General features: G+C 48.2%; 22 protein-coding genes. 9 read left to right on the top strand and 13 right to left on the bottom strand.

Annotated elements, in window-relative coordinates:
• Positions 1–118: 118 nt before the first annotated feature.
• Entirely contained in the window at positions 119–559 is a 441-nt protein-coding gene (locus tag ASC40_RS05795; RefSeq protein ID WP_055438830.1) for a hypothetical protein, read from the top strand.
• Positions 560–698: 139 nt separating this feature from the next.
• On the opposite strand, the gene ASC40_RS05790 is transcribed toward ASC40_RS05795, so the two are convergent.
• The gene (locus ASC40_RS05790) at positions 699–1,826 is read right to left on the bottom strand and encodes a hypothetical protein (protein WP_055438829.1); all 1,128 of its coding nucleotides are present in this window, start codon (positions 1,824–1,826) and stop codon (positions 699–701) included.
• A gap of 59 nt (positions 1,827–1,885) precedes the next feature.
• Positions 1,886–2,581, bottom strand: a complete 696-nt coding sequence (locus ASC40_RS05785; protein WP_055438828.1) for a helix-turn-helix transcriptional regulator — start codon at positions 2,579–2,581, stop codon at positions 1,886–1,888.
• Positions 2,582–2,789: 208 nt separating this feature from the next.
• On the opposite strand from ASC40_RS05785, the gene ASC40_RS05780 reads away from it, so the two are divergent.
• Positions 2,790–5,324 (top strand): choice-of-anchor U domain-containing protein, encoded by a 2,535-nt coding sequence (locus tag ASC40_RS05780; RefSeq protein WP_055438827.1) that lies wholly within the window; start codon positions 2,790–2,792, stop codon positions 5,322–5,324.
• Between the two features lie 75 nt (positions 5,325–5,399).
• Here ASC40_RS05780 and ASC40_RS05775 read toward each other — a convergent pair whose 3' ends face one another.
• On the bottom strand, positions 5,400–6,887 hold the full coding sequence (locus tag ASC40_RS05775) for a SulP family inorganic anion transporter (protein ID WP_055438826.1): 1,488 nt from the start codon (positions 6,885–6,887) through the stop codon (positions 5,400–5,402).
• A 426-nt stretch (positions 6,888–7,313) separates the two neighbouring features.
• Here ASC40_RS05775 and ASC40_RS05770 point away from each other — a divergent pair, with 426 nt between their 5' ends.
• Complete coding sequence (locus tag ASC40_RS05770; protein WP_055438825.1) at positions 7,314–7,523, top strand: cold-shock protein; 210 nt, start codon at positions 7,314–7,316, stop codon at positions 7,521–7,523.
• Between the two features lie 122 nt (positions 7,524–7,645).
• A complete protein-coding gene (gene trxC / locus ASC40_RS05765) occupies positions 7,646–8,077 on the top strand; it encodes a thioredoxin TrxC (protein WP_055438824.1) in 432 nt (143 codons plus the stop codon).
• 68 nt (positions 8,078–8,145) lie between these two features.
• Here the strand turns inward: trxC and ASC40_RS05760 are convergent, their stop codons facing one another.
• Complete coding sequence (locus ASC40_RS05760; protein WP_211256862.1) at positions 8,146–8,535, bottom strand: thiol-disulfide oxidoreductase DCC family protein; 390 nt, start codon at positions 8,533–8,535, stop codon at positions 8,146–8,148.
• A gap of 97 nt (positions 8,536–8,632) precedes the next feature.
• On the opposite strand from ASC40_RS05760, the gene ASC40_RS05755 reads away from it, so the two are divergent.
• Positions 8,633–8,884, top strand: coding sequence for a YkoF family thiamine/hydroxymethylpyrimidine-binding protein (locus ASC40_RS05755; protein ID WP_055438822.1), 252 nt, complete (start codon positions 8,633–8,635; stop codon positions 8,882–8,884).
• A 60-nt stretch (positions 8,885–8,944) separates the two neighbouring features.
• Here ASC40_RS05755 and ASC40_RS05750 read toward each other — a convergent pair whose 3' ends face one another.
• The gene (locus ASC40_RS05750) at positions 8,945–9,304 is read right to left on the bottom strand and encodes a diacylglycerol kinase (RefSeq protein WP_055438821.1); all 360 of its coding nucleotides are present in this window, start codon (positions 9,302–9,304) and stop codon (positions 8,945–8,947) included.
• A gap of 139 nt (positions 9,305–9,443) precedes the next feature.
• Here ASC40_RS05750 and ASC40_RS05745 point away from each other — a divergent pair, with 139 nt between their 5' ends.
• The gene (locus ASC40_RS05745) at positions 9,444–11,378 is read left to right on the top strand and encodes an LTA synthase family protein (RefSeq protein WP_055438820.1); all 1,935 of its coding nucleotides are present in this window, start codon (positions 9,444–9,446) and stop codon (positions 11,376–11,378) included.
• Here ASC40_RS05745 and ASC40_RS05740 read toward each other — a convergent pair.
• The 8 genes from ASC40_RS05740 to ASC40_RS05705 all read right to left on the bottom strand — a co-directional run bounded on the left by ASC40_RS05740 (position 11,355) and on the right by ASC40_RS05705 (position 18,488).
• On the bottom strand, positions 11,355–12,779 hold the full coding sequence (locus ASC40_RS05740) for a histidine kinase dimerization/phospho-acceptor domain-containing protein (RefSeq protein ID WP_072243391.1): 1,425 nt from the start codon (positions 12,777–12,779) through the stop codon (positions 11,355–11,357). The two genes, ASC40_RS05745 and ASC40_RS05740, sit on opposite strands and share 24 nt — an antisense overlap.
• Positions 12,767–13,432, bottom strand: coding sequence for a winged helix-turn-helix domain-containing protein (locus tag ASC40_RS05735; protein WP_055438819.1), 666 nt, complete (start codon positions 13,430–13,432; stop codon positions 12,767–12,769). Before ASC40_RS05735 ends, ASC40_RS05740 begins: the two co-directional genes overlap by 13 nt.
• Position 13,433: 1 nt before the next feature.
• Positions 13,434–14,063 carry a tetratricopeptide repeat protein gene (locus ASC40_RS05730; protein ID WP_055438818.1) on the bottom strand — a complete coding sequence of 210 codons (630 nt, stop codon included), beginning with the start codon at positions 14,061–14,063 and terminating at the stop codon, positions 13,434–13,436.
• Positions 14,060–14,866 (bottom strand): SDR family oxidoreductase, encoded by an 807-nt coding sequence (locus ASC40_RS05725; RefSeq protein WP_055438817.1) that lies wholly within the window; start codon positions 14,864–14,866, stop codon positions 14,060–14,062. Before ASC40_RS05725 ends, ASC40_RS05730 begins: the two co-directional genes overlap by 4 nt.
• A complete protein-coding gene (locus tag ASC40_RS05720) occupies positions 14,859–15,548 on the bottom strand; it encodes an iron-containing redox enzyme family protein (protein WP_055438816.1) in 690 nt (229 codons plus the stop codon). The genes ASC40_RS05725 and ASC40_RS05720 overlap by 8 nt, the downstream gene beginning before the upstream one ends.
• 20 nt (positions 15,549–15,568) lie before the next feature.
• Complete coding sequence (locus ASC40_RS05715) at positions 15,569–17,017, bottom strand: AMP-binding protein (RefSeq protein WP_055438815.1); 1,449 nt, start codon at positions 17,015–17,017, stop codon at positions 15,569–15,571.
• Entirely contained in the window at positions 17,014–17,586 is a 573-nt protein-coding gene (locus tag ASC40_RS05710) for a thermostable hemolysin (protein WP_055438814.1), read from the bottom strand. The genes ASC40_RS05715 and ASC40_RS05710 overlap by 4 nt, the downstream gene beginning before the upstream one ends.
• A 206-nt stretch (positions 17,587–17,792) precedes the next feature.
• Positions 17,793–18,488, bottom strand: a complete 696-nt coding sequence (locus ASC40_RS05705) for an OmpW/AlkL family protein (RefSeq protein ID WP_055438813.1) — start codon at positions 18,486–18,488, stop codon at positions 17,793–17,795.
• Between the two features lie 134 nt (positions 18,489–18,622).
• On the opposite strand from ASC40_RS05705, the gene ASC40_RS05700 reads away from it, so the two are divergent.
• From ASC40_RS05700 to ASC40_RS05690, 3 genes are read left to right on the top strand one after another with little or no spacing between them, the layout of a single operon-like run.
• Positions 18,623–18,838: a DUF2798 domain-containing protein gene (locus ASC40_RS05700; RefSeq protein ID WP_211256861.1), complete on the top strand. Its 216-nt coding sequence runs from the start codon at positions 18,623–18,625 to the stop codon at positions 18,836–18,838.
• 17 nt (positions 18,839–18,855) lie between these two features.
• Positions 18,856–19,560 carry a hypothetical protein gene (locus tag ASC40_RS05695; protein ID WP_055438812.1) on the top strand — a complete coding sequence of 235 codons (705 nt, stop codon included), beginning with the start codon at positions 18,856–18,858 and terminating at the stop codon, positions 19,558–19,560.
• Positions 19,561–21,030, top strand: coding sequence for a protein adenylyltransferase SelO (locus ASC40_RS05690; protein ID WP_055438811.1), 1,470 nt, complete (start codon positions 19,561–19,563; stop codon positions 21,028–21,030).
• The last annotated feature ends 56 nt before the right edge of the window (positions 21,031–21,086 follow it).

The following is a 21,086-nucleotide window of genomic DNA, read 5'->3' as shown; positions in this document are numbered from 1 at the left end:
CCTAACACGGCCATCGGAGGCATTCCGCCCAAACAATTAACGCAAGCGGTTCATTAATTCTACGAATAACTGCTGCTTAAAATGGGGGGATTACAACGGGTCGAATAACGCATATTTGGTGACTGATGTACCTAAGCCGCACAATGCGTTTGACAACTATGTTTTAGTAATTGGTGAAACTACCGGACTGTGCATGGTTCGCGGAATAGGCAAAACTATAAACTCAAGCAATCATGGCATTCAGTTGAAATCAGCTTTCGAAGAGCTATCAGACGCACTGGATAAACTATATGGCACCTCAGAAAAAACTGATTTACTGCTTCCGGGTAGTATTTGGGACGAACCGGAAGATTGGATGACGGGACTGGCAAAAGAAGAACGCTACCTTTTTAATCAATGGGAAGGCGCGGGAAAAGGCCTTAAACACGACTTAGAAAGCATTGCGTTAGCGGCAAAAGCATTGAGTTCAAGTAAAGGGTATTTGGTTCTAGAGTATTCATTCTCAAATTATGACGCCTGTAAACAGGAAGCTGAAAACAAATCAAGCGATGCCCTCTAGATATTTCATAGGTAGCGTTCAACTGGAACGCTATCTATTCTCGAAGACAATGCAATCTTTTTCAACTAACCATTCAAGATGGCTCACTCAGCCGCTGGTAGGCTGCTTGCTTACTATAAATCGCGTCTTTCGCTTCAAATTAGAAAGATTTCGATGCTTTTAATCTATTGATTATTATACGGTTATTCTCTATCGTCCTATTTAACTCTTCTATTAAACGTGCTTTCTTTATACCTGTCTCAGCTATGTAGCGACTCGTGATACTGCCGACCATACCTAGCCACCAAGTATTCGTAATGGTTGCTACTCCACTACCAATCAAAAAGCTTAAATACGCCTTTGCGCTTCGATCACCAGCAGAACTTGCTTTCTCGTATAAAGTTAAACTTTCATTTTTATAAGAAGTGAACGCGATAAATGCCAAAGTAAAAATTGGAGGAGCAACACTCAAGTCTACGCTTCCTGAGGAGGCCGCTTGTTCAAGGTCTTCAATAATATCGGAATTACTAATTTCTGAGTTCTGAATATTTTCGCTAACACCTGTCATTGCGAGGTGAGAAAATACTTCGCTCGTTGTAACGATATCAATTGACGGATAAGTTTCAATAGCTTGCTTCACATATGAAACTGAATCAGTTGCCTTTGCCTGTATAACTTGAGCTATTTCATTATTTGGGCCGGTAATAGCAATGTCCCAACCTACTTGTGTTGGACTATCTGCTAGGCTTGCCACATAGCCGCTCGGAAGATTTCCATCATTTAAGTATTCGACATATCGCTGCTCAAATAATTTCCCTTTAACCGCATTGAATAAGCCTATCACTTGGTTTTCATCGCTTAGCGTTTTTAATCGCTCAATAAATGAAATTTCTTCCGATAATCGAGGGTAAGCCGCTGAATACGCCAATTCAACTTCAGCAGGAACGTTTGATGTGTTTAACATCACAATTGCTGATTCACCTCCTAAAAAGAGAGTATCTAACAATGGTTTACTTTTAATTGATTCTCGATAAAGTGCGCCTTGTTCTTCTACACGATCTTGAAGATGTTTTATCTCGGTTTTTGAGTACCGTAATTGCGCGTAAAACCCACCCAACTGCTCTCGACTTTTTAAGATCACTTCACTGACAAATTTCTGCAGTGCTTCCCTAATCTTTTTATGACGGCGATTCCAATTTGCGGGAACCTTTTCAATTACCTTTTCCGATACGTTAGTGACCTTCGCTCTAGTAGCGTTCCAAATTTCTTCAATTCCCTTTTTAATCATTCGTCTTACTCAGTGCTAAAATATTGAAAGTAGACATCAGTATTAATCATTTAATATATTTAGCGCAACATCGAACAAAATATACTCGCCCGTCTGATACGACTAATGCGATAGAAAATACTCAGCGCGGTAACGGTAAGTTGCTGCGCGGGGTCGCCTTGGTGGCTGTGATAACTCACTTTTATCGCTTCTTGATTGAGCGCGGCGTTGATTAAGCGCTTGTAGATGCGTTTGTCTATTTTGGGCGGCTTTAAATGGTGCGATGCTGGTGCCACGCGAACCCGCTTGCTCCAGTTGGCTGCGGCGGTGTCGCTGTTGTTTAGTTTAGCTTTGGCGCGTTTAAATAGGCCGTCGAGCGGGTCTAGAATATGGCTTGGGGTAATGTGTGCCAGTTGCTTTTCAGCCACCAGCAGCGCGAGTGCCACCGAGTCTTCAATATCAAACAGTTTGTCGAAGTCGCTGCGGTCAATGTGCCACACGTTGTTGTCGTCGCGATACACCCCGAAGTAGCCTTCTAATGCCGCCATGTCGCGCTGCACGCTGCGGCGCACCTTGCTGCTGACGGTGCCTTGCCCGTCGAGGGATTCCATAAGTTGGCTGATGGTTTTGGGCCCTTGATACAACGCTTGCAAATGCAGCAGTAGCCGGATGGCGCCTTCTTTGCTTGAACCCTTTTGATTATTAGTTGGTATGCCTTCGCCCCTTCCTTGTTTTTGCTCGGCATTGATAATGCGACGAAGCCGCTTGCTTTGCAAGCTTGGGGGGTAGAGAGGGGTGCAGACCCTGGTCCGGACCAGGGTCTGCACCCCTCTCTCACCGTAGCTATTTCATTCGTCATATAGCGGGAATTGACTGCTCAATCTATATCATTAATTGCAGCTACGTTGTCGCATTCACCATCCCCTACTGGAAGATATAATGGGCACGTAGTCGCTAACTGCGTGCAAACCATGGAGATTTCTCATGGCAAAGATAAAAATTGTCGCAGTTTCTGCTATTCCAATACTACTCGGTAGTATTTTTAGCCATGCTTCGTTTAGTCAAGAGCCAGGTAATGCCGCCCAACTTGATCCCATGCTTAATGGCACCGGCTACAAAATTGTCGATTACCGCACCGAGAGTAATGCCGATGTCGAATTTCGTGAATGGAACCATCCAGCATGGTCTACCTATGTTTATCATGACAATTCGTTTGCGTTTTTAGGAACGAGTCAGGTTCCCTGCCCGGACGTTAACGTCTGTGGTTCATTTCCTCTTAATGTCGTGGTTTATGCTCGCTACAACGCGTCTGGTGAATTAATCAGCGACGGGGTAACCGACGTCCAGCATGTTTACGCCGGTGCGTTTACTAATGATGGCAACAAATTTGTGGTATCCGGTACAGCGAGCGGGAATAACAATGCCATTGCTCGGTTTAATTTGGACGGTAGCCCAGATACCAGTTATGGCGACAATGGGATTTATTACGACACAGCGGGGCGTATTCCTACCGAAGCGGTTCTAGTTCATGATCGCGAAGGGCGATTACTCATCGCACATTCACCTACCGCTGGTGTTAGTCGTTTATTACCTGATGGAACTGTCGATTCTAGCTTTGGAACGAATGGTAGCACCGGACCATTGTTCACTGCGCAACAACTACCGTTGCCAATAGGCGGTTGGGATATCGCGCAAGCAAACGATGGGGCCTATTACATTGCATTAAGTGAGCAAGTGATTGTGCGCTTAACCGCCAATGGCCAAGTTGATACCAACTTTGGTGAAAATGGCATTTTAGAAACTGGCAGTGAGCGTTCTCACGGCATTGCTGCATTAAACGATAATGGCGTAGCAACCTTTGTCGGAAATTACCAAGGTACTGATGTTCGCCTTGTACGCTATGACAGTAACGGGAACGTAGTTGCCCAAACCGCGGTATTAAACGAAGGTGACAATGGCGATGGCTTTCGCTTTTATGGAACCGGCCAAGGAGGCAGCATAAAAGAGCTTGCCGATGGAAAATTATTAATTAGTTTGAACTGGGTTGGAGTGAATAGCAGTTTTCAAACCTCTTCGCGCCAAATGATTGGGTTATTTAATCCTGACCTGACGCCAGTTACTGATTTTGATGGTGATAATGGTCTAGTTACTCATGCCATACTTGGCGGATTCAACAACTCTCGCCCCGCCACCACGCGAGATATCTGGCATGATTCAGAAGGCCGATTTGTCATTATTGGGCACTCCAGTTTCGATACGTTAGACACGGTCGGCGCTGGCTATGCAACGTGGGCTGTGGGCCGCCTTTTGGGAACGTCAGATGGTACGCCACCGGTTGATACAACACCAGATGCCTTTAGTTTTTCGCCTGCCGAAAACGTTGGGGTTGCCACCACTGTGGTTTCTGATAGTGCCCAAATTACAGGCATTGACGCACCGGCCCCTGTAAGCATTGCTGGTGGTGATTATTCTATTGGTTGTGGCAGCACATTTACCAGTGCCGCTGGTAGCATTGAAAATGGCCAGTCCATTTGCGTAAAACATACTGCTGCAACAACATATAGCACAACCATGACGACTACGTTGACCGTTGGCGGCGTAAGTGCCGATTTCGTATCGACAACCCAAGCGGAACCTGTTGGTGACCCAGATACAACACCGGATGCGTTTTCTTTTGAGTCGCAAGCTGACGTTGATTTGTATTCGGTTGTTACGTCTAACACTGTGGCTATAACCGGTTTCGATACTGCAACGGGAATTAGCGTTGCTAATGGCTATTATGCCATCAATTGTAGCGGCGACTTTATTAACGAAGCCAGCGAACTTGAACCAGGACAAAGTGTTTGTGTGCAGCACACAGCCGCAGATACCTGTTTAACAGATACCACGACCATACTTACCATTGGCGGCGTGCAGGGGGCGTTTACGTCAACCACGGTAGATGACAGTGTGGACTCGGATGGCGATGGTATAACCGACTGTTTAGACAGCGCTCCGTTTGACGCTCAAGAAGCCGAGGTAGCACTCGATGGCGGCAATGCTATCGGCATGACGGTTGACGACGGTTTATTTAGCGGTATTACTTGGAGTGACCCATCAAACTTAGAAAACCTTCCTGAGGATATGGCGTTTGATTACGGTTTAGTGAGCTATGCCGTCACTAATCTGGCTCCTGGTGCAACCGTTCAAGTTGTGTTGACTTATCCTGCTGATTTAGCCGTGGGTACAAAAGTTTATAAATACAACGAAACTGATGGGTTCACGGAGTTTTCGAACGCAGTTATAAGTGGTGCCACTATCACGTTAACGTTAGTTGATGGGGGTAGCGGTGATGCTGATGGCGAGGCCAATGGTGAGATTATTGATCCGGTTGGGCCAGCGGCACCTATTGCTGAAGAGCCTGAGCCAGAGCCAGAGCCAGAGCCAGAGCCTGAAGCTCCGCCGGCCTCATCAAGCAGCGCGCTGTCATGGTATTTACTGCTTATTGGTATTGCGTTGGCGTATCGTCGTCGGCGCTAGCATAAGTGCAACATAGAGAGGGGTGCAGACCCTGGTCCGGACCATGGTCCGGACCAGGGGCCGCCCCCTTCTCTGCTAGTGGCCGCCGAGTATGTCGGCGGCGTCAGCTTTGTCGTGCACGCCAAAGCGGTCGACGATGGTGGCGCTGGCTTCGTTGAGGCCGCGCACTTCTACTTCGGCGCCTTCACGGCGGAATTTAATCACCACTTTATCTAGCGCGCCCACCGCGGTAATGTCCCAGAAATGCGCTTTGGTGAGGTCTATCACCACTTTGTCGAGCGCTTCTTTGAAGTCAAACGAGTCAATAAATTTGTCGGCCGACGAGAAAAACACCTGGCCAACCACGGTATACACGCGCTCACTTCCGGCTTCGTCAATGGTTGACGACACGCTCATGAAGTGGCCAATTTTGTTGGCGAAGAACATTGCGGCCAGCAACACGCCCACCCCGACACCAATGGCCAAGTTGTGCGTGGCAACCACCACCACCACGGTGGTGACCATGACGATGTTGGTCGATAACGGATGATTTTTTAGATTGCGAATAGAGTCCCAGCTGAAGGTGCCTATAGATACCATGATCATCACCGCCACCAGCGCGGCCATGGGTATTTGCTTCAGCCATTCGTCTAACACTAATATCAATACCATCAAAAACACGCCGGCGGTTAAGGTAGACAAGCGCGTGCGCCCGCCCGACTTCACGTTAATGACCGACTGGCCAATCATGGCGCAACCGGCCATACCGCCCATTAAGCCTGCGCCGATGTTGGCAATGCCCTGCCCTTTACACTCGCGGTTTTTGTCGCTTGGGGTGTCGGTTAGGTCATCAACGATGGTTGCTGTCATCAGTGATTCAAGCAAGCCGACGACAGCTAAGCCCGCAGAATAAGGGAAGATAATGGCTAAGGTTTCAAGGTTTAACGGTACATCTGGCCATAAGAAAATAGGCAAGGTGTCAGGCAATTGGCCCATGTCGCCCACGGTGCGAATATCAATATTCCAGAAAATTGCGACCACGGTTAATGAAATAATACACACCAGCGGTGACGGCAGCATTTTGCCAATAACGGGTACGTACGGGAACAAGTAAATAATACCTAAGCCGGCTGCAGTCATGGCGTATACGTGCCAGGTAACATTCGTTAGTTCTGGCAGCTGCGCCATAAAAATTAATATCGCCAAGGCGTTCACAAAACCGGTAACGACCGAGCGCGACACAAAGCGCATTAAAGAACCAAGCTTTAAATAGCCGGCGCCAATTTGCAGCACACCGGTTAATAAAGTTGCGGCGAGCAAATATTCCAAACCGTGGTCACGTACTAAGGTGACCATTAATAACGCCATGGCACCGGTTGCTGCCGAGATCATGCCTGGTCGGCCGCCGGTAAATGCAATAATTACGGCGATACAAAACGAGGCATATAAACCAATTTTCGGGTCTACGCCGGCAATAATTGAAAAAGCAATGGCTTCTGGAATAAGCGCAAGTGCGACCACTATACCCGCTAGTAAATCACCACGGATATTCGAAAACCACTGGTTCTGAATGGCTTTGAACATATTTAAAATTTCGCTTTTTAGTTAAAAATGAATAAATAACAAATACAGAAATGCGCCGCGTTAATGGCTCTTATTTATTAAAGAGTTTAAACGCAACGTTTATTAGAAATGTGAACGCTAGGGTGGCGTAAGGTTAAACAAACCAGGTTTCTCCGTCGTTTTGAAGCCGCGGATTATACGGAAATCTTTGATCGAACGCAAAAGATGCCTGTTGAAATAAAGTTTGACTTACTCAGGAATAAGCGTACAGTGGGCGGCGTTGGTTAAGAAACAGCAAGTTAAATCTCTCTACGTCGCCTTATTGTCGCATTCAGTTAGTAACAATCTTCGTCCTGTAGCTTTAAATTTCCATTTTTTACCCCGCATGACTCCGTTCATAGCATTTGGCTGTGGCGGCAAACTTATTAAAATTTCAGGATAAATATTATGTCTACTACAGTAACTGGTACCGTAAAGTGGTTTAACGAATCGAAAGGTTTTGGTTTTATTGAGCAACAAGGTGGCGCAGACGTATTTGCTCACTTTAGCGCTATTTCAGGTAACGGTTTCAAAACCCTTGCCGAAGGCCAACGTGTATCGTTCTCGATCACTCAAGGTCCTAAAGGCCCACAAGCTGAAAACATCGTTGCTTTATAAGCTTCGCTTTTCGCTGTAAAAATTGATTGAAAAGGAGCTCTTTTGAGCTCCTTTTTTTGTGCCTTGAAATTGACGAGAAAAGGCATCACATAAGAGGTAATTACCGAGTGTGAGGTGTACTTATGTCTGATCAATTTATTGCGGCCTGCCCTGCGTGCCATAAAAAGAACCGTGTGGCGGCTGACAAACCTCGTGGTGAAGCCAAATGTGGGGCTTGTAAGTCGCCGCTATTCCCGGGCAAAGCTTTCAACGTAACGGCTGACGAGTTTCGGGCGCACCGCGATAGTGACTTGCCGTTGGTGGTGGACTTTTGGGCCAGTTGGTGCGGTCCGTGCCAGCAATTTGCGCCTATTTTCGAGCAAGTTGCGCAGCAGTACGCTGACAAAGCGCGCTTTGTGAAGGTAAGTACCGAAACTGAGCCGCATTTAGCGCAACATTTTATAATTCGCAGTATTCCAACGCTTATGGTGGTGAAGAACGGCCAAGAAGTAGCCCGCCAAGCCGGCGCTATGGGCCCATCGCAGCTGGTGCAGTGGCTGAATCAACATCTTTAAGAAAGGGGTGCAGACCCTGGTCCGGACCCAGCTCTGGACCAGGGTCTGCACCCCTCTCTCCCACTTCGTCACTCATCGAGTGAGCATTGCAGACAGCGTGCGTTGCCGGTGATGAGCTTAGAAATGCCGTTGCGGTTGCGGGCAAAGAATAAGTAGCCTTTGTCTGCTAGCCATTTAATGACGGGCCAGCGCAGCGCTGCTGTCATCCAACCACGCCCCACCGCAGACCATGCGGCATGGGTCACGTCTAAGCCGTAAATCATGTCGCCGTTGGCTTTTTGGCCATGCAAAATACGATTTGCTTCGGCAATATCCACGCGTGGAAAACGTGTGGCAAAGTCATTCGCCCAAATGTTTTCAAATTGCAGTTTGTGCTGTTTGTCTTTGGCTTTAAGTTGCCGCATTTCTTTTACACAAAGCGGACAACCACCGTCGTAAAATATTATTAACGCTGCCACTTTAATTACCTTGTTAAGTTTGAACCTGTGTTCTGTATTACGTGTTAACGATAGCTTATGATCACCGCCCAGTTATAACGATAATAAGGAAACCGGTATGAAACTTACCGTCGAAATTAGTAAATACCCACTGCAAGAAAATTATATTGACGCTATTCGTGGCTTTATTGATGAGTTAGCTAAATACGACAAGGTGCATATTATTACCAACACGCTAAGCACCCAGTTATTCGGTGACTATGATGACGTGATGACTGCTTTGCAAGCATGCATTCGTTGGTCTTTTGATAAGTACGGAAAAGTTGTATTTGTGTGCAAGTTCTTGCACGGAGATTTACGCCCAGAATAGCAATGAAGAAGAGAGGGGTGCAGACCCTGGTCCGGACCAGGGTCTGCACCCCTCTCTACATCAAAAGAACAGAATCACCGTCCACACCACGCCCATTAAGCACAGTGCAAAAAACACGGCGGCGGATGCGAGGTCTTTGGCGCGGCCGCTAAGCTCGTGAAACTCGGCCCCAACGCGGTCGACAACCGCTTCTACTGCTGAATTTAGTAACTCGGTTATTACCAAAATAAACAGGGTGAACAATAATAAAAGTCGCTCCACCATAGTCGCTTCAACCAAAAAAGCGACAGGTACTAAAATGGCGCACATAAGCGCTTCTTGCCGAAATGCAGCTTCATAGCACCATGCATTTTTAATGCCCCGCATGGAATTGAAGGTGGCATGCACAATTCTATCAATGCCGGTTTTATTTGCTTTCATGTTTAGTTCCAAATTCGACCCATTTGGCCAAATGGTTTACTTAAAGTATTCAACGCGTTAGTTTGTATCATTCATTTCTTAAGACTTACTTAAGGTTTCACAGATAAGCTCTGATTGCTACGGCAATACAGGACTTTTTATGAAATTTTTTAGGCCGTTTTTTTTATTCTACAGCACAAGCTTAATTGGGCTTGGGCTGTTTCGCATTCTGTATTTCATACTTTATAACGAGCGCGTGCAAGCGGTGACCTCGTTGCCCGTTTATTTAATGACGGGTATTCGTGCCGATATAATTGTACTTGGCTATTTTGCGCTTATTGCTTTAATGACTTTACCTGTTTTTGCTTTATTTAAAGCTGAACGTGCTTGGTATAAAGCAAGTACTGTGTGGTTTGCAATAATCGGCTTACTTATTATTTTTATGGAATTTGCAACGCCAGCGTTTATTGCCCAATACGACACGCGTCCAAACCGTTTATTTTTTGAATATTTAGCCTACCCACAAGAGGTTTTTGCAACGCTTTGGAATGGTTTTCGCGGCTGGTTCATTGCCTCTGTCGGTGCAACGGGTATCGCGATTATTGGCATTCGCCAACACACGAAACGTCAATTACGTACGGCTCCAAATCAGCGTATGCCGTGGCAGGCATGGGTTGCATGGCCGTTAATTCTTTTCATGGTGTTTGTTGGCGTGCGCTCTACCGTGTCGCACCGCCCCGCTAACCCAGCATTTTTTGCTACCACCGCCGACCCTTTGATTAATTCGCTGTTTATTAATTCAACCTATTCACTGTTATATGCTGTTTATAATTTAAAACACGAAAGTAAAGCCAATTTGGTGTATAGCAATCAAGCTGAACATGAAATTATTCAAACGGTTTTAAATGAGCCGCATTTGGCGCAGCAGCAATATACTCAGCCTAATTACCCAACCGTGCATTTTCAGCCGGCCTCGGTGCAGCGTGAAAAACCACTTAATGTGGTGATTATTCTAGAAGAAAGCTTAGGCGCAACTTTTGTTGAGTCGTTAGGTGGCCTGCCGTTAACCCCAAATTTAGAGCGCCTGAAGCAGCATGGTTGGTGGTTTGAGCGGCTATATGCCACTGGCGTACGGTCGGTACGAGGCATTGAGGCTGTGGTGGCAGGCTTTCTGCCTACCCGAGCGCGCAGCACAGTGAAGCTTTCCAATTCGCAGCGCGATTTTTTTACCATTGCTGAGTTTTTACAACGGCAAAATTACACCACTGAGTTTATATACGGTGGCGAGGCCCATTTTGACAACATGGCGACCTTCTTCGCGGGCAATGGGTTTACAAGCATTATTGATCAACGCCACTATGAAAATCCGAAGTTTGTGGGTAGTTGGGGCGTTAGTGACGACGACGTGTTTGGGCGTTTGCATGAGCGCCTGCAAACTGCGCAGCAAAACCCAGAACAACCCTATTTTGCGTTGGCATTCAGTTCGTCAAATCATGAACCTTTTGAGTTTCCAGACAATACCATTGAACTGGCCGAGCAGCCGAAACAGACCCTAAACAATGCGGTAAAATATGCCGATTATGCGCTAGGCAAGTTCTTTGACAAAGCGATGGCGAGTGATTACTGGCACAACACCATTTTTTTGGTGGTGGCTGATCATGACACGCGCGTTTATGGTAACGAACTGGTGCCGGTGAATAAATTTCATATTCCGGGGCTAATTTTAGGCGCCGATATTCAACCCAAACGTTTAACCGCTATTGCTAGCCAGATTGATTTGTTACCCACGCTAGTGTCGTTGGCAGGCGTTAGCGGCGAATTGCCTGTGTTAGGCCAAGATTTAAGCGCTGAAACTCCAGCCGCAAATCGCGCGATGATGCAGTTTGGCGATAATTTTGGTTGGTTAGAAGATCATGAACTTACGGTGCTAACCGTGGACGGCAAGGCGATGCGCTATAGCTACCAGCCGGCGCAGCACCGCTTAACCCCGTTAAATGAGCCCTTAAGCCAAGCTGAGCTGACCCGCATTCGCGCCCATGCGGCAATACCCTCGGTACTTTATCAGCAGCGCTTATACCACGTGCCGCAGCCGTAGCTCGCAGCAAAATGTAGAAAGGGGTGCAGACCCTGGTCCAGACCGGGGGCCGCACCCGGTCTGGACCAGGGGCCGCCCCCCTCTCTTATAAAAAACATCAACGCCAAGCTGTTGCGCCAAGTTCTCCACAATACTCAAGCCCAAACCGGCGCCTTCAACGTTTAACTGGCGGCCGCGATAAAAGCGCTCGCTTACCCGCTCAATGTCTACGGCATGATCGGCAGCTACAGCGTTGCAAATAGTTAGCCTATCAACATCAAAACTCACTGTTAAAAAACTGCCCGCAGGCGCATATTTAATGGCGTTGTCAATGAGGTTGCTAAACAATAAATACCAATAACTATGCTCGCCGTGGCAAATTAATTTGGCCGGAATTTGCACGTCGCTGGTTAAGCCTTTGGCGTCTATTCGATGGTAATTATCCGCCAGTACTTGGCGTAAAGATTTGGCAATATTGTCGTTGCCCTGCACAGCAACCACGTTATCCACTTTTGCTAATAGCAACAGGCTCTCCACCAAATTAATAATGCGATTGGTGCTTTGCAGCAATTCATCAAGTTCTGCAGCTGCCGGCGCAGCGCCAGCATCACGCAAACGCTGCAAACGCACTTTCAGCGCTGCTAGCGGCGTTCGTAGCTCGTGGGCGGCATCGGCCGAAAAACGCTTTTCCCGAGCAAAGGTTTGTTCAATGCGCGCTAAATAGTAGTTCAAGGAATGTTTAACCAACTCAACTTCTTCACCGTCGTTGGCAGGCGGAAAGGCAGAATAGTCGTTGGGTTGGCGACTGCGCAACGCGTTAGAAAGCCGCGCAAAACTTTGAAAACTTCGGTTAATTGCCACCCAGCCAAGCCACAGCATAAAGGGTAATAGCAATAAAACTGGCACTATGGTGTCAACAGCTAAGTCTGATCGCACCTCAGCACGAAAATCGTCTTCTTGAAGTAGCAATACCCGCGCAGAGCCATTGGCTGTAGTCATGCCGAACACATGCCAGTGTTGGTCATTCAGCTGATAAATAGAAAAGCCTTCGGAAAACGGTAGCTCCTGTTGCGTGGGCGCGTTGTCGCTATACAGTTGCCAACGGCTATCAACACCCTCAATACGGTAGGCCAGTTTGTTTTCATAATCGTGCTTATTAAGCGACGGAATAACCACTTGCTGCTGGCCTGCAACCAATTGCTGTTGAGCCGGCTCAGCCACCATTACTGCTAAGGTTTTCGCTTGCTGAATCATTTCGGCGTCGAATAGCTCGTCAACTTCGTGGCTAATTTCGAAGTAAATCCACGCTGCAGAAATACTTGAACACAACAAATACACCACCGAAACTGTCACTAATATGCGCCGCCGAATAGAGCGCATTCGCCGTAGCAACAACTGTAACAAGCCCTTTAAACGCGACATGTTAAACGATAGCCTATGCCACGAATGGTTTCGATACAGGATTTGTTGCCCAGTTTTTTGCGTAAGTTCGACACATGAACCTCAAGCGCGTTGCTTTCAATATCTGACTCATTGTCAAACACGGCCACTTCCAGCTTGTCGCGGCTGTGTACGCGTTCTGGCGCATGCATTAACGTTTTCAGCAACTCAAATTCGCGGCGCGACAAATGAATCGGTTCACCATGAAAAGTCACCTCACGGGTTTGGGTGTCAAGCTGCAATGCCCCAACAGCCAGCACATTTGAGGCAAAGCCATATTGCCTGCGAACCAGCGCCCGCAAACGCGCCGCAAGTTCATTTAAGTCAAAAGGTTTGGTTAGGTAGTCGTCGGCGCCGTTATCAAGTTGCTGCACAATTTCTTGGCTTTTGTCGCGTGCGGTTAAAATAAGAATTGGCAAAGTTAACCCGCGCTTGCGGCAACTTACTAGCACTCGCGAACCTTCAAGATCAGGCAGGCCAAGGTCTAACACCATAGCGCTGTATTCGCCGTGGTTCACCGCACTAATAGCCGCAGCGCCAGTTTGCACCCAGTCCACGCTAAAACCGCGCTCGGCTAAGCCAAGCTTTACCGCTTGGCCTAGCATCGAGTCGTCTTCTACCAATAACAACCGCATGTTATCTCACTTTTTTGCGAATTTTTGCATACAGGGCTTCAACTTCCTTGCGCCGCTCGGCATCGGCTAATGGCCGTTCAGGCCGCGCTGGTGCGGCAAGGGCCTTTTCTGCAAACTGCTGCGCCCGAAGGTAATCTCGTTGCTCATACAAATAATCGGCATAAAAGTAGTTGGGGTCAATGCCATTGGGGTTAAATTCTAAGGCTTTTTCGAGTAGTTCCTTGGCTTTATCATCGTCGCCGAAACCGAGCGGCCAGCCCGGTACTTTAAAATACAAGGTACCTAAGCTTGCGTAGGCCGAGCCTTGTAGTGCATCTGGCTGCAACGCTAACGCTTTTTCTAAGCTTGCGCGTGCGTCTTTTGCTAGCCCCAGTGCGCCTAAGCCACCTTTGGCGCCGGCGTAGGTGCTTTGCACAATACCTTGCCAAATATAAGCTTCGGCGTTATTTGGCTCGGCTTGCACCCACTGTTTCGCTTGTGCAAGTAATGCCTCAAAAGCTTTTTCTTGGGCGTCGTCTTGCAAAGTATAGTTTACCTCAGCCCAGCGTTTTTGAATGTCTTCAAGGGTTGTTGCTGCGGCAGTTTGACTTGTTAAAACAGCCAGTATTGCGGTAATTAAAAAGCGTTTCATTTGCTTTGCTCCTGAGTTAATTGATAAAGCAGTTTTTGTGGTTTTTTCATGCCGTTCGCGACCAAACTTGGTAACCAACCGTTTAGCCAGACAAATAAGCGCTCCGGCCAGCCAATAACGACAAGCTGTTGTTGGGTTTCAATTTGTCTTAGCACATGGGCAGCCACCACTGCGGGGCTGTCGGCGTGGGTATGCAGGCGTTCATTCAGTTCGGCGGTAATGCCGTCGTTGAAGGTGGTGCTTATTGCCCGCGGTGCGCAATACATCAGCTTTGGCCCATGGGCCCCTAGTTCGCGCTGCAATGCTTCGGTAAAACCGCGCAAGCCAAACTTTGACGCACAGTACAGGGTCTGCCCTGGGTAGCCTAAACTGCCAAATACCGAGCCCATATTGAGAAACCAACCGCGTTGCTTGGGTAAATAGGGCAACAAGGCGGCCGTTAGCTGCATGGGCACTATTAAGTTGGTTTGAATAACGCTATGAATATGCTCGGCGCTTTGTTGCGACAGTAACCCTGCGTGATTAATAGCGGCGTTGTTAATAACCCCGGTTACCGGCAGCTGGGTGCTGCGCTGTTGCTCTACATAGGCTTGCAACTGCACCAGCGCGTCTGGCTGGGTTAAATCAAGCACATAATATGACTGCTGATAGACATTGCCGAGTGCTTGGAGCGCCGCTTCGTTGCGGCCCACAAGTAATACTTTCGCACCGCGTTCGCTCAGCGCTTTGACGAGGCTTTGCCCTAGCCCACCTGCGGCACCGGTAAGAATAATATGCTGCTGTTGCCAGTTCAATTTAGGCATGGGCCACCTCGGGTTGTAATGCAAACGCTTGCGCGAGTTCAGGCAAGGCACGGAACATATCGCCGTACAACCGGTACACCTGCTTGGCGGTGAGAATAATGGCCTGCTGCATGGTGGGGTCTTCTATGCGGTTCATAAGTTGCTCAAAAAACGCGACATGCTCAAGGTCTAACGCGCCGTGAGAATTAAGGTAGCTAAAGGCCTTTTTCGGCAACTGCAGGCTGCTTTGAATTTGACCCGCCGCTTGGCTCGCTAATTGCACGCTGGTGCCTTCTAGCACGTGCGCCATGCCAAAAAACGACGCCGCATGTAGGTTATCAATGTTGCCGTACACCAAACTCACCATGGCTGCCGTGCTGCTATGCGGTTCAGCGCGTTTGGCCTGTTCGGCGCTAGCACCGGTTGCGGCAATATCGTTGAGTATCCACTGCTCATGGCCATATTCTTCGTTAATGTATTCAATAATCGCTTTGCGCAGCCATTCATGATCATGGCTAATGCGGCTGCCGGCGCGCATTAACAGCGGCGTGGTATGTTTGACATGGTGATAGGCTTGCTGCAAAAACGCTTGGTATAGGGGCAAACTAATATTGCCCTGTAGTGCTTTTTGGATAACTGGGGCCGACAGCAAATACTGCTGTTCTGCTTGGGTTGCGTGAACTAACTGCTGAAAAAAGTTCATGGTTATTACCTCATGGTTGCTCATGCTGTTGCACTGGGCTCGGGTGATGGTTGGTTGTTGGTTGGCAAAAAGTGCGCATAAGTATTCGCAATGCTGTCGCGACGATTACGCCCCGTTCCGGTAAGCATTTGGTTTGCGACGCTAAAGGGTTCGCAAATTGAAAACCAACGGCGAATGTGAGCATATTCAGGAAGCCGCGAATTTACTTGGTTTATGGCGTTTGATAGTTGCTGCTGCATGCTGGTGTTCATGACAGGCGCAGCGCTCTTGGCAGATTGACTAGCAACAATAAGCGCAGTAATGGGCATATCTTCACCACCAAACACCGCAGCCTGCATAATTTCAGGTGTGCTGGTTAATTCAGCTTCCAGCCACTCGGGGTCAACATTGCGAGCAAAGGGTGTGATTATGGTGTTCTTTTTGCGGCCGTTTACGAACACGTAGCCCTGCGGGTCAATATGGCCCCAGTCGCCAGTATAAATGTGCTTGGGGTACCAACTGCTGCGGTCATGCACGTAGCCCAACATGGTGTTGCCTTGCAGCACAATTTCACCATGTTCAATGGTCAGCTGAGCATGGTTTAGCGCGGTGCCGACGCTGCCCACTGGCGCCTTATTGCCAGGGCCGTTAAAGCACGCTACCGAGCTAAACTCTGATAATCCGTAACCTTGAAACAAGGGTAATTCAAGTTCGGCGGCACGCTGTTCAATGCTTGGTAATAGGCGTGCCCCGCCCACCGCAATGACGCCAAACGAGGATGCGTTAAGCGCGCCTTGTTCAGTGGCCTGAATAATGGCACTTACCAAACCCGGCGTGGCAATCACACTTTGAGGTTGGTACTGGCGCAAATTCGCGACAACGTGCTGTAAATCGGTATCTGCCAGAACCATTTCATAGCCGCGCCACAACCCCAAATACACGCCGGCAATGTTCTCTAGCAACACCGCCAAGGGCATGACGCATAAGTGGCGTTGCACGCGTATTTGACCCAACCGATCGTCAAGTGCTGTCACGGTTTTAACGATATTTTCGGCGCTTAGGCAAACTCCCTTGGGCTGGCCTGTACTGCCTGATGTATAGGTGATTTTTACGGTGCCCTGTGGTAACTCCGGAAGGCTATTGGGCGCTAACGCTTGCCATTGCGGTACGTTTTGCAGGTTAGTTAAAACAACTTCTGCGCCACTGTCGGCCAAAAGCTTTCGTTGCTGCTCGGCAGTAAAAAACGGCGGCACCGGAATACACACCATGTTGTTGAATAGTAAAGCTAAGTCGTTAATCACCCACTGAATGCTATTGGCTTGGTGAAGTGCAACGCGCTGTAATCCACTATTTGTCAGCATTGTCATGCGCTCGTTTACGGCTGCCAACAACTGTTGATAAGTTAAACAGCCATGTGGATCGCGTAACGCGGTGGCGTTGGGTTGTTGCTGCGCATGGCGCTGCAACCGCTGGTACAGAATATGGTTCATATGGCCACCTTGGCTTGGTTAGGTACGGTTTGGCTGGGCACGTGTGCGCCTGGCGTGCGCCCCCACCGCTGTTGAACCGCGGCCATGAACACTTGGGGCTGTTGCTGATAATAGTTACCCCATAGGTTTTGCAGTGTTTCTGGCAGCGCCTGTTCATACGCTGGTGCAAGCGTTTGCGCCTGAATGCCAAGGCGCTTGAGCTTAAGCTGCAAAAAGCGGGTTACCGTAAACAGTAAATATTGGCGCTGAAGATCATGGGCCGCTTGGTGAATTGCCACAAATAACGGCTGTAAGTAGTTACCGCTAAGCACCGCCATGGAACCTACTTCAGCGAGCTTTTGGCGCCGTTGTTCTAGCGGTTTGCTTAGGTAGTACTCAGAAAACAGTGGGCCCTCTTCGGCCAGTTGCATGCCACAGGCAGCCACAATTTGTGTACCTTCAAAAACGGCAATTAAGCGCTGCGGCAGGTGGTTTAGGCAGGCATTAAAATGCACCCAATAGCGCTCACAAATAAAGCGTTCAACGGCTTGCCGTTGCGGATGATTAAAGTCAATAAGTTGGTACGACATAGTTCAGGCTCCGTAGCTAACGTGCGGTTTCGTTAGTGTTGCCTGTTACTTTAGGTGGGAAAACTTAAGAGAAGCTTAACAGTGATGCTGAAACGGTGTAGCGCGGTTTGCGGGAAAAGTTCCCAGCGTAAAACAAGAGAGGGGTGCAGACCCTGGTCCGCACCCTGGTCCGCCCCCCGCTCTATAGCGGGGGCCGCCCCCTCTTCTTAAAAGTTGTAGCGCACGCCCAACATAGCTACTGTCGGGTCAATTTCAACGTCAACAGACTCAGCAGTTACGCCATTAATGCGCACGTCGGCGGTGGTGTCGATGTCCATGCGGCTAACCATGAAGTGAACGCCCCACTTTTCGGTTAATTTGTAGTTGAAACCAGCTTGAACGGCGTAACCGAAGCTGTCCGACAAAGCTAAATCAACCGTATCGTTGGCGGTTATCACGCCCAATGCGCCTAAGGTACCCGCCAACTCTGGTGCAACTTTGTCTTCAAAAAATGTGGTGTAGTTTAAACCTAAGCCGACGAACGGCTTAAAAGCGTCAGAGCCAACATCAAAATGGTATTGCGCAACTAAAGTTGGTGGCAAATGCTTGGTGCTACCCACTTTCAAACCAGCAATAGCGCCAGTGCCGTGAATATCATGGCTAAACGGCGTGGCGGCAATGAGTTCTAGGGTCCAATTATCGTCAATTTTATAGTCAATGGTTAAACCTAACTGCGTATTGCTATTAACGCTTACGCCCATGCTACCTGCCGGCGCGCCTGCAACAGCCTCAATAACAGGCAAAGAACCGCTGCTGTCATTAGGCATTACGCCAATAGCACCAACATTCACTGAAACTTCGGCATAAGCTGGCACTGCTGCACCTAAAGCGAGTAAACTACAAGCAATTATTGACTTTTTCATACAACTCTCCTTCGTTAGTTGCCGCCATTTTAAGGGCTAACCCAGGAAATAAGTTGATCGTGATCAATAAATAAATACACAGAAAAATCAGGGGTATTATTCACGTCCGCAACTACCACTTAAGGAGTATATTCGTGGTCAAAAAGCTAGTTTTCCCAGTATTAATGAGCTGTTATATGGCATTACTCATGACCTGTTTAATCACCTATATTAATACAGGGTTCGATGCCGGATTTTGGGCGCGTTGGTGGACAGCTTTTTATATCGCCTGGCCAATTGCTGGTGTGTTAATGTTTTTCGGCGCACAGCGTATTCGTGAATTAAGCGAACGCATTTCAAAAAAACTTTAGCTTAAGGAAATAAGCCTATGAAATTGCACAGTTATCTTTTATTAATTGCCGTCGCAGCAGTACTAGTTACCAGTAATTCGTGGGCTTCAAGCGACTCGGAAAAGCAAGCTCAAGCGCTTGCGGAATATCAGCAACATGCAAAAAACATGCAGTCTGGCATGTCCATGAAAGCGGTGGTTGTTGCCGCTCGTAACGCGTTTATAGCAAGTTCAGCTTACAAACCTTACGATGGCCCTGAAGTGGGGTTGCAAAGTAGCTTAAGCGCCGCTTTCGATTCCCAAAATTGGCAGCAATGTCTTGAGCTGTCGAAACGCCTGCTAGATTACTCTTACGTTTCTTTAATTGGCCATTACACGGCTTATGCATGCAATAGTGAGCTTGGCAATAGTGAACAAGCTGAGTTTCACGGCATTCTCACTGAGCAAATCATTGATGCCATTGTGGCAGACAAAAACGGGCTGTCACCCGAGTCAGCATTTACCACGCTAAGTACCCCAGAGTTATACATGTTTTTGGGCGTAATGGGGCTGACGGCCACCGAGCAAGGCCTGCAAGAGCGCGAAGGCCGTGTATTTGACGCAATGACTGTGCACGGCGAAGGTATTCCTGAAGAATCCCCTGTTATTTTATATTTCGATATTACCGAGCAATTTAAGCGCGGCTTTAACGAAATCAAGAGCGAAATCAAGAGCGACAACAACCAACAAGGTAACAACCAATAAATGCTATTTCAGCCGGAACAAAGCTACACCAAACTGTCACCATTGCTTGCTAGCCCGTGCGCACCAAGCCCGGTGGCAGAGCCGCAATGGATTGCATTTAACCAAGCGTTAGCCAACCAGCTTGAAATTCCAAGCGCCTACCACGCAACCGAACAAGGCTTGCAGCTTTATGCGGGCAACCAACTACCCGACTGGGCCCAGCCCCATGCGCTTGCATACGCTGGGCATCAGTTCGCAAACTTTGTGCCACAACTAGGCGATGGCCGCGCCCTGCTACTTACCGAGGTTGTAAACGCGAATCAGCAGCGCTTCGACATTCAGCTTAAAGGTGCAGGCCGAACGCCCTATTCGCGCGGCGGCGATGGTCGCTCGGCCATTGGCCCTGTGCTGCGCGAATACCTTGTTAGCGAAGCCATGCATGCGCTCAATATACCCACCACGCGCGCCTTAGCAGCTGTTGCCACTGGCGAAGTCGTACAACGTGAAAGCGCGCAGCCAGGCGCCATTTTAACCCGAGTGGCAAGCAGCCATTTACGGGTGGGAACGGCGCAGTATGTGCTGGGTTTGAAGCGCTATGATTTGCTCAAGCAATTCGCCGACTATGTTATTCAACGCCATTACCCAAGTGCTGCTGAGGCCGCAAACCCATACCTTGATTTATTAAATCAAGTGATTGATAAACAAGCACAACTTATTGCTAAGTGGATGAGTGTTGGCTTTATTCATGGCGTCATGAACACCGATAATATGACTTTAAGCGGTGAAACCATTGATTACGGCCCTTGTGCCTTCATGGAAGCCTACAATCCGGCGCAAAAATTCAGTTATATTGATCGCCGCGGCCGTTATGCGTATCAAAACCAGCCGCCTATTGCTATGTGGAACTTAGCCCGCTACGCCGAAACTTTGCTGCCCTTGTTAACCGAAACCGACAACGACACCGAGCAAGCTATTCAAGTGGCGACTGCTGCTATTGAAGGATTTGAAAGTGTTTACCACGGTTACTACGAACAAGCCATGGCTACCAAAATTGGCCATGGGCATAAAGCTTCAGAGCCAGTTACACAGCAGTTACTAGAGCGCTTATTGCATTTGATGCAGCAACAACAGGTGGATTTCACCCTGGCTTTTCGTTACCTCGGTGATACAGATTCAAGCCGCTTCATTGAATTATTTAGCCAGGACACAACCAGTGCGAAAAACTGGTATCAAGACTGGCTAGCTAGCCACAACGACTCCAAACTAACCGTCGTAAAACAAGCCATGAACCAAGTGAACCCTGCGGTCATTCCTCGTAATCACCGCCTTGAAGAAGTCATTCAAGCGGCGCAGAATAGCGGCAACTTGCGCCCTTTCAACCGATTCGTACAAGCCTTGCAACAACCTTTTGAAGAGCGCCAAGAGTTTGCCGAGTTTATGCAGCCAGCGAAACCAAGTGAGCAGGTAACAACGACTTTTTGTGGCACTTAAAAATTTGTGTTTTTATCAGGTTGTGGTAGAAAAGTTAGACAGTAATATCAAAACTA

The organism is Pseudidiomarina woesei (genome assembly GCF_001418345.1).
Taxonomy (GTDB): Bacteria; Pseudomonadota; Gammaproteobacteria; order Enterobacterales; family Alteromonadaceae; genus Pseudidiomarina; species Pseudidiomarina woesei.
Note: the sequence above shows the minus strand (reverse complement) of the source record. Positions and strands in the feature narration are given on the sequence as shown.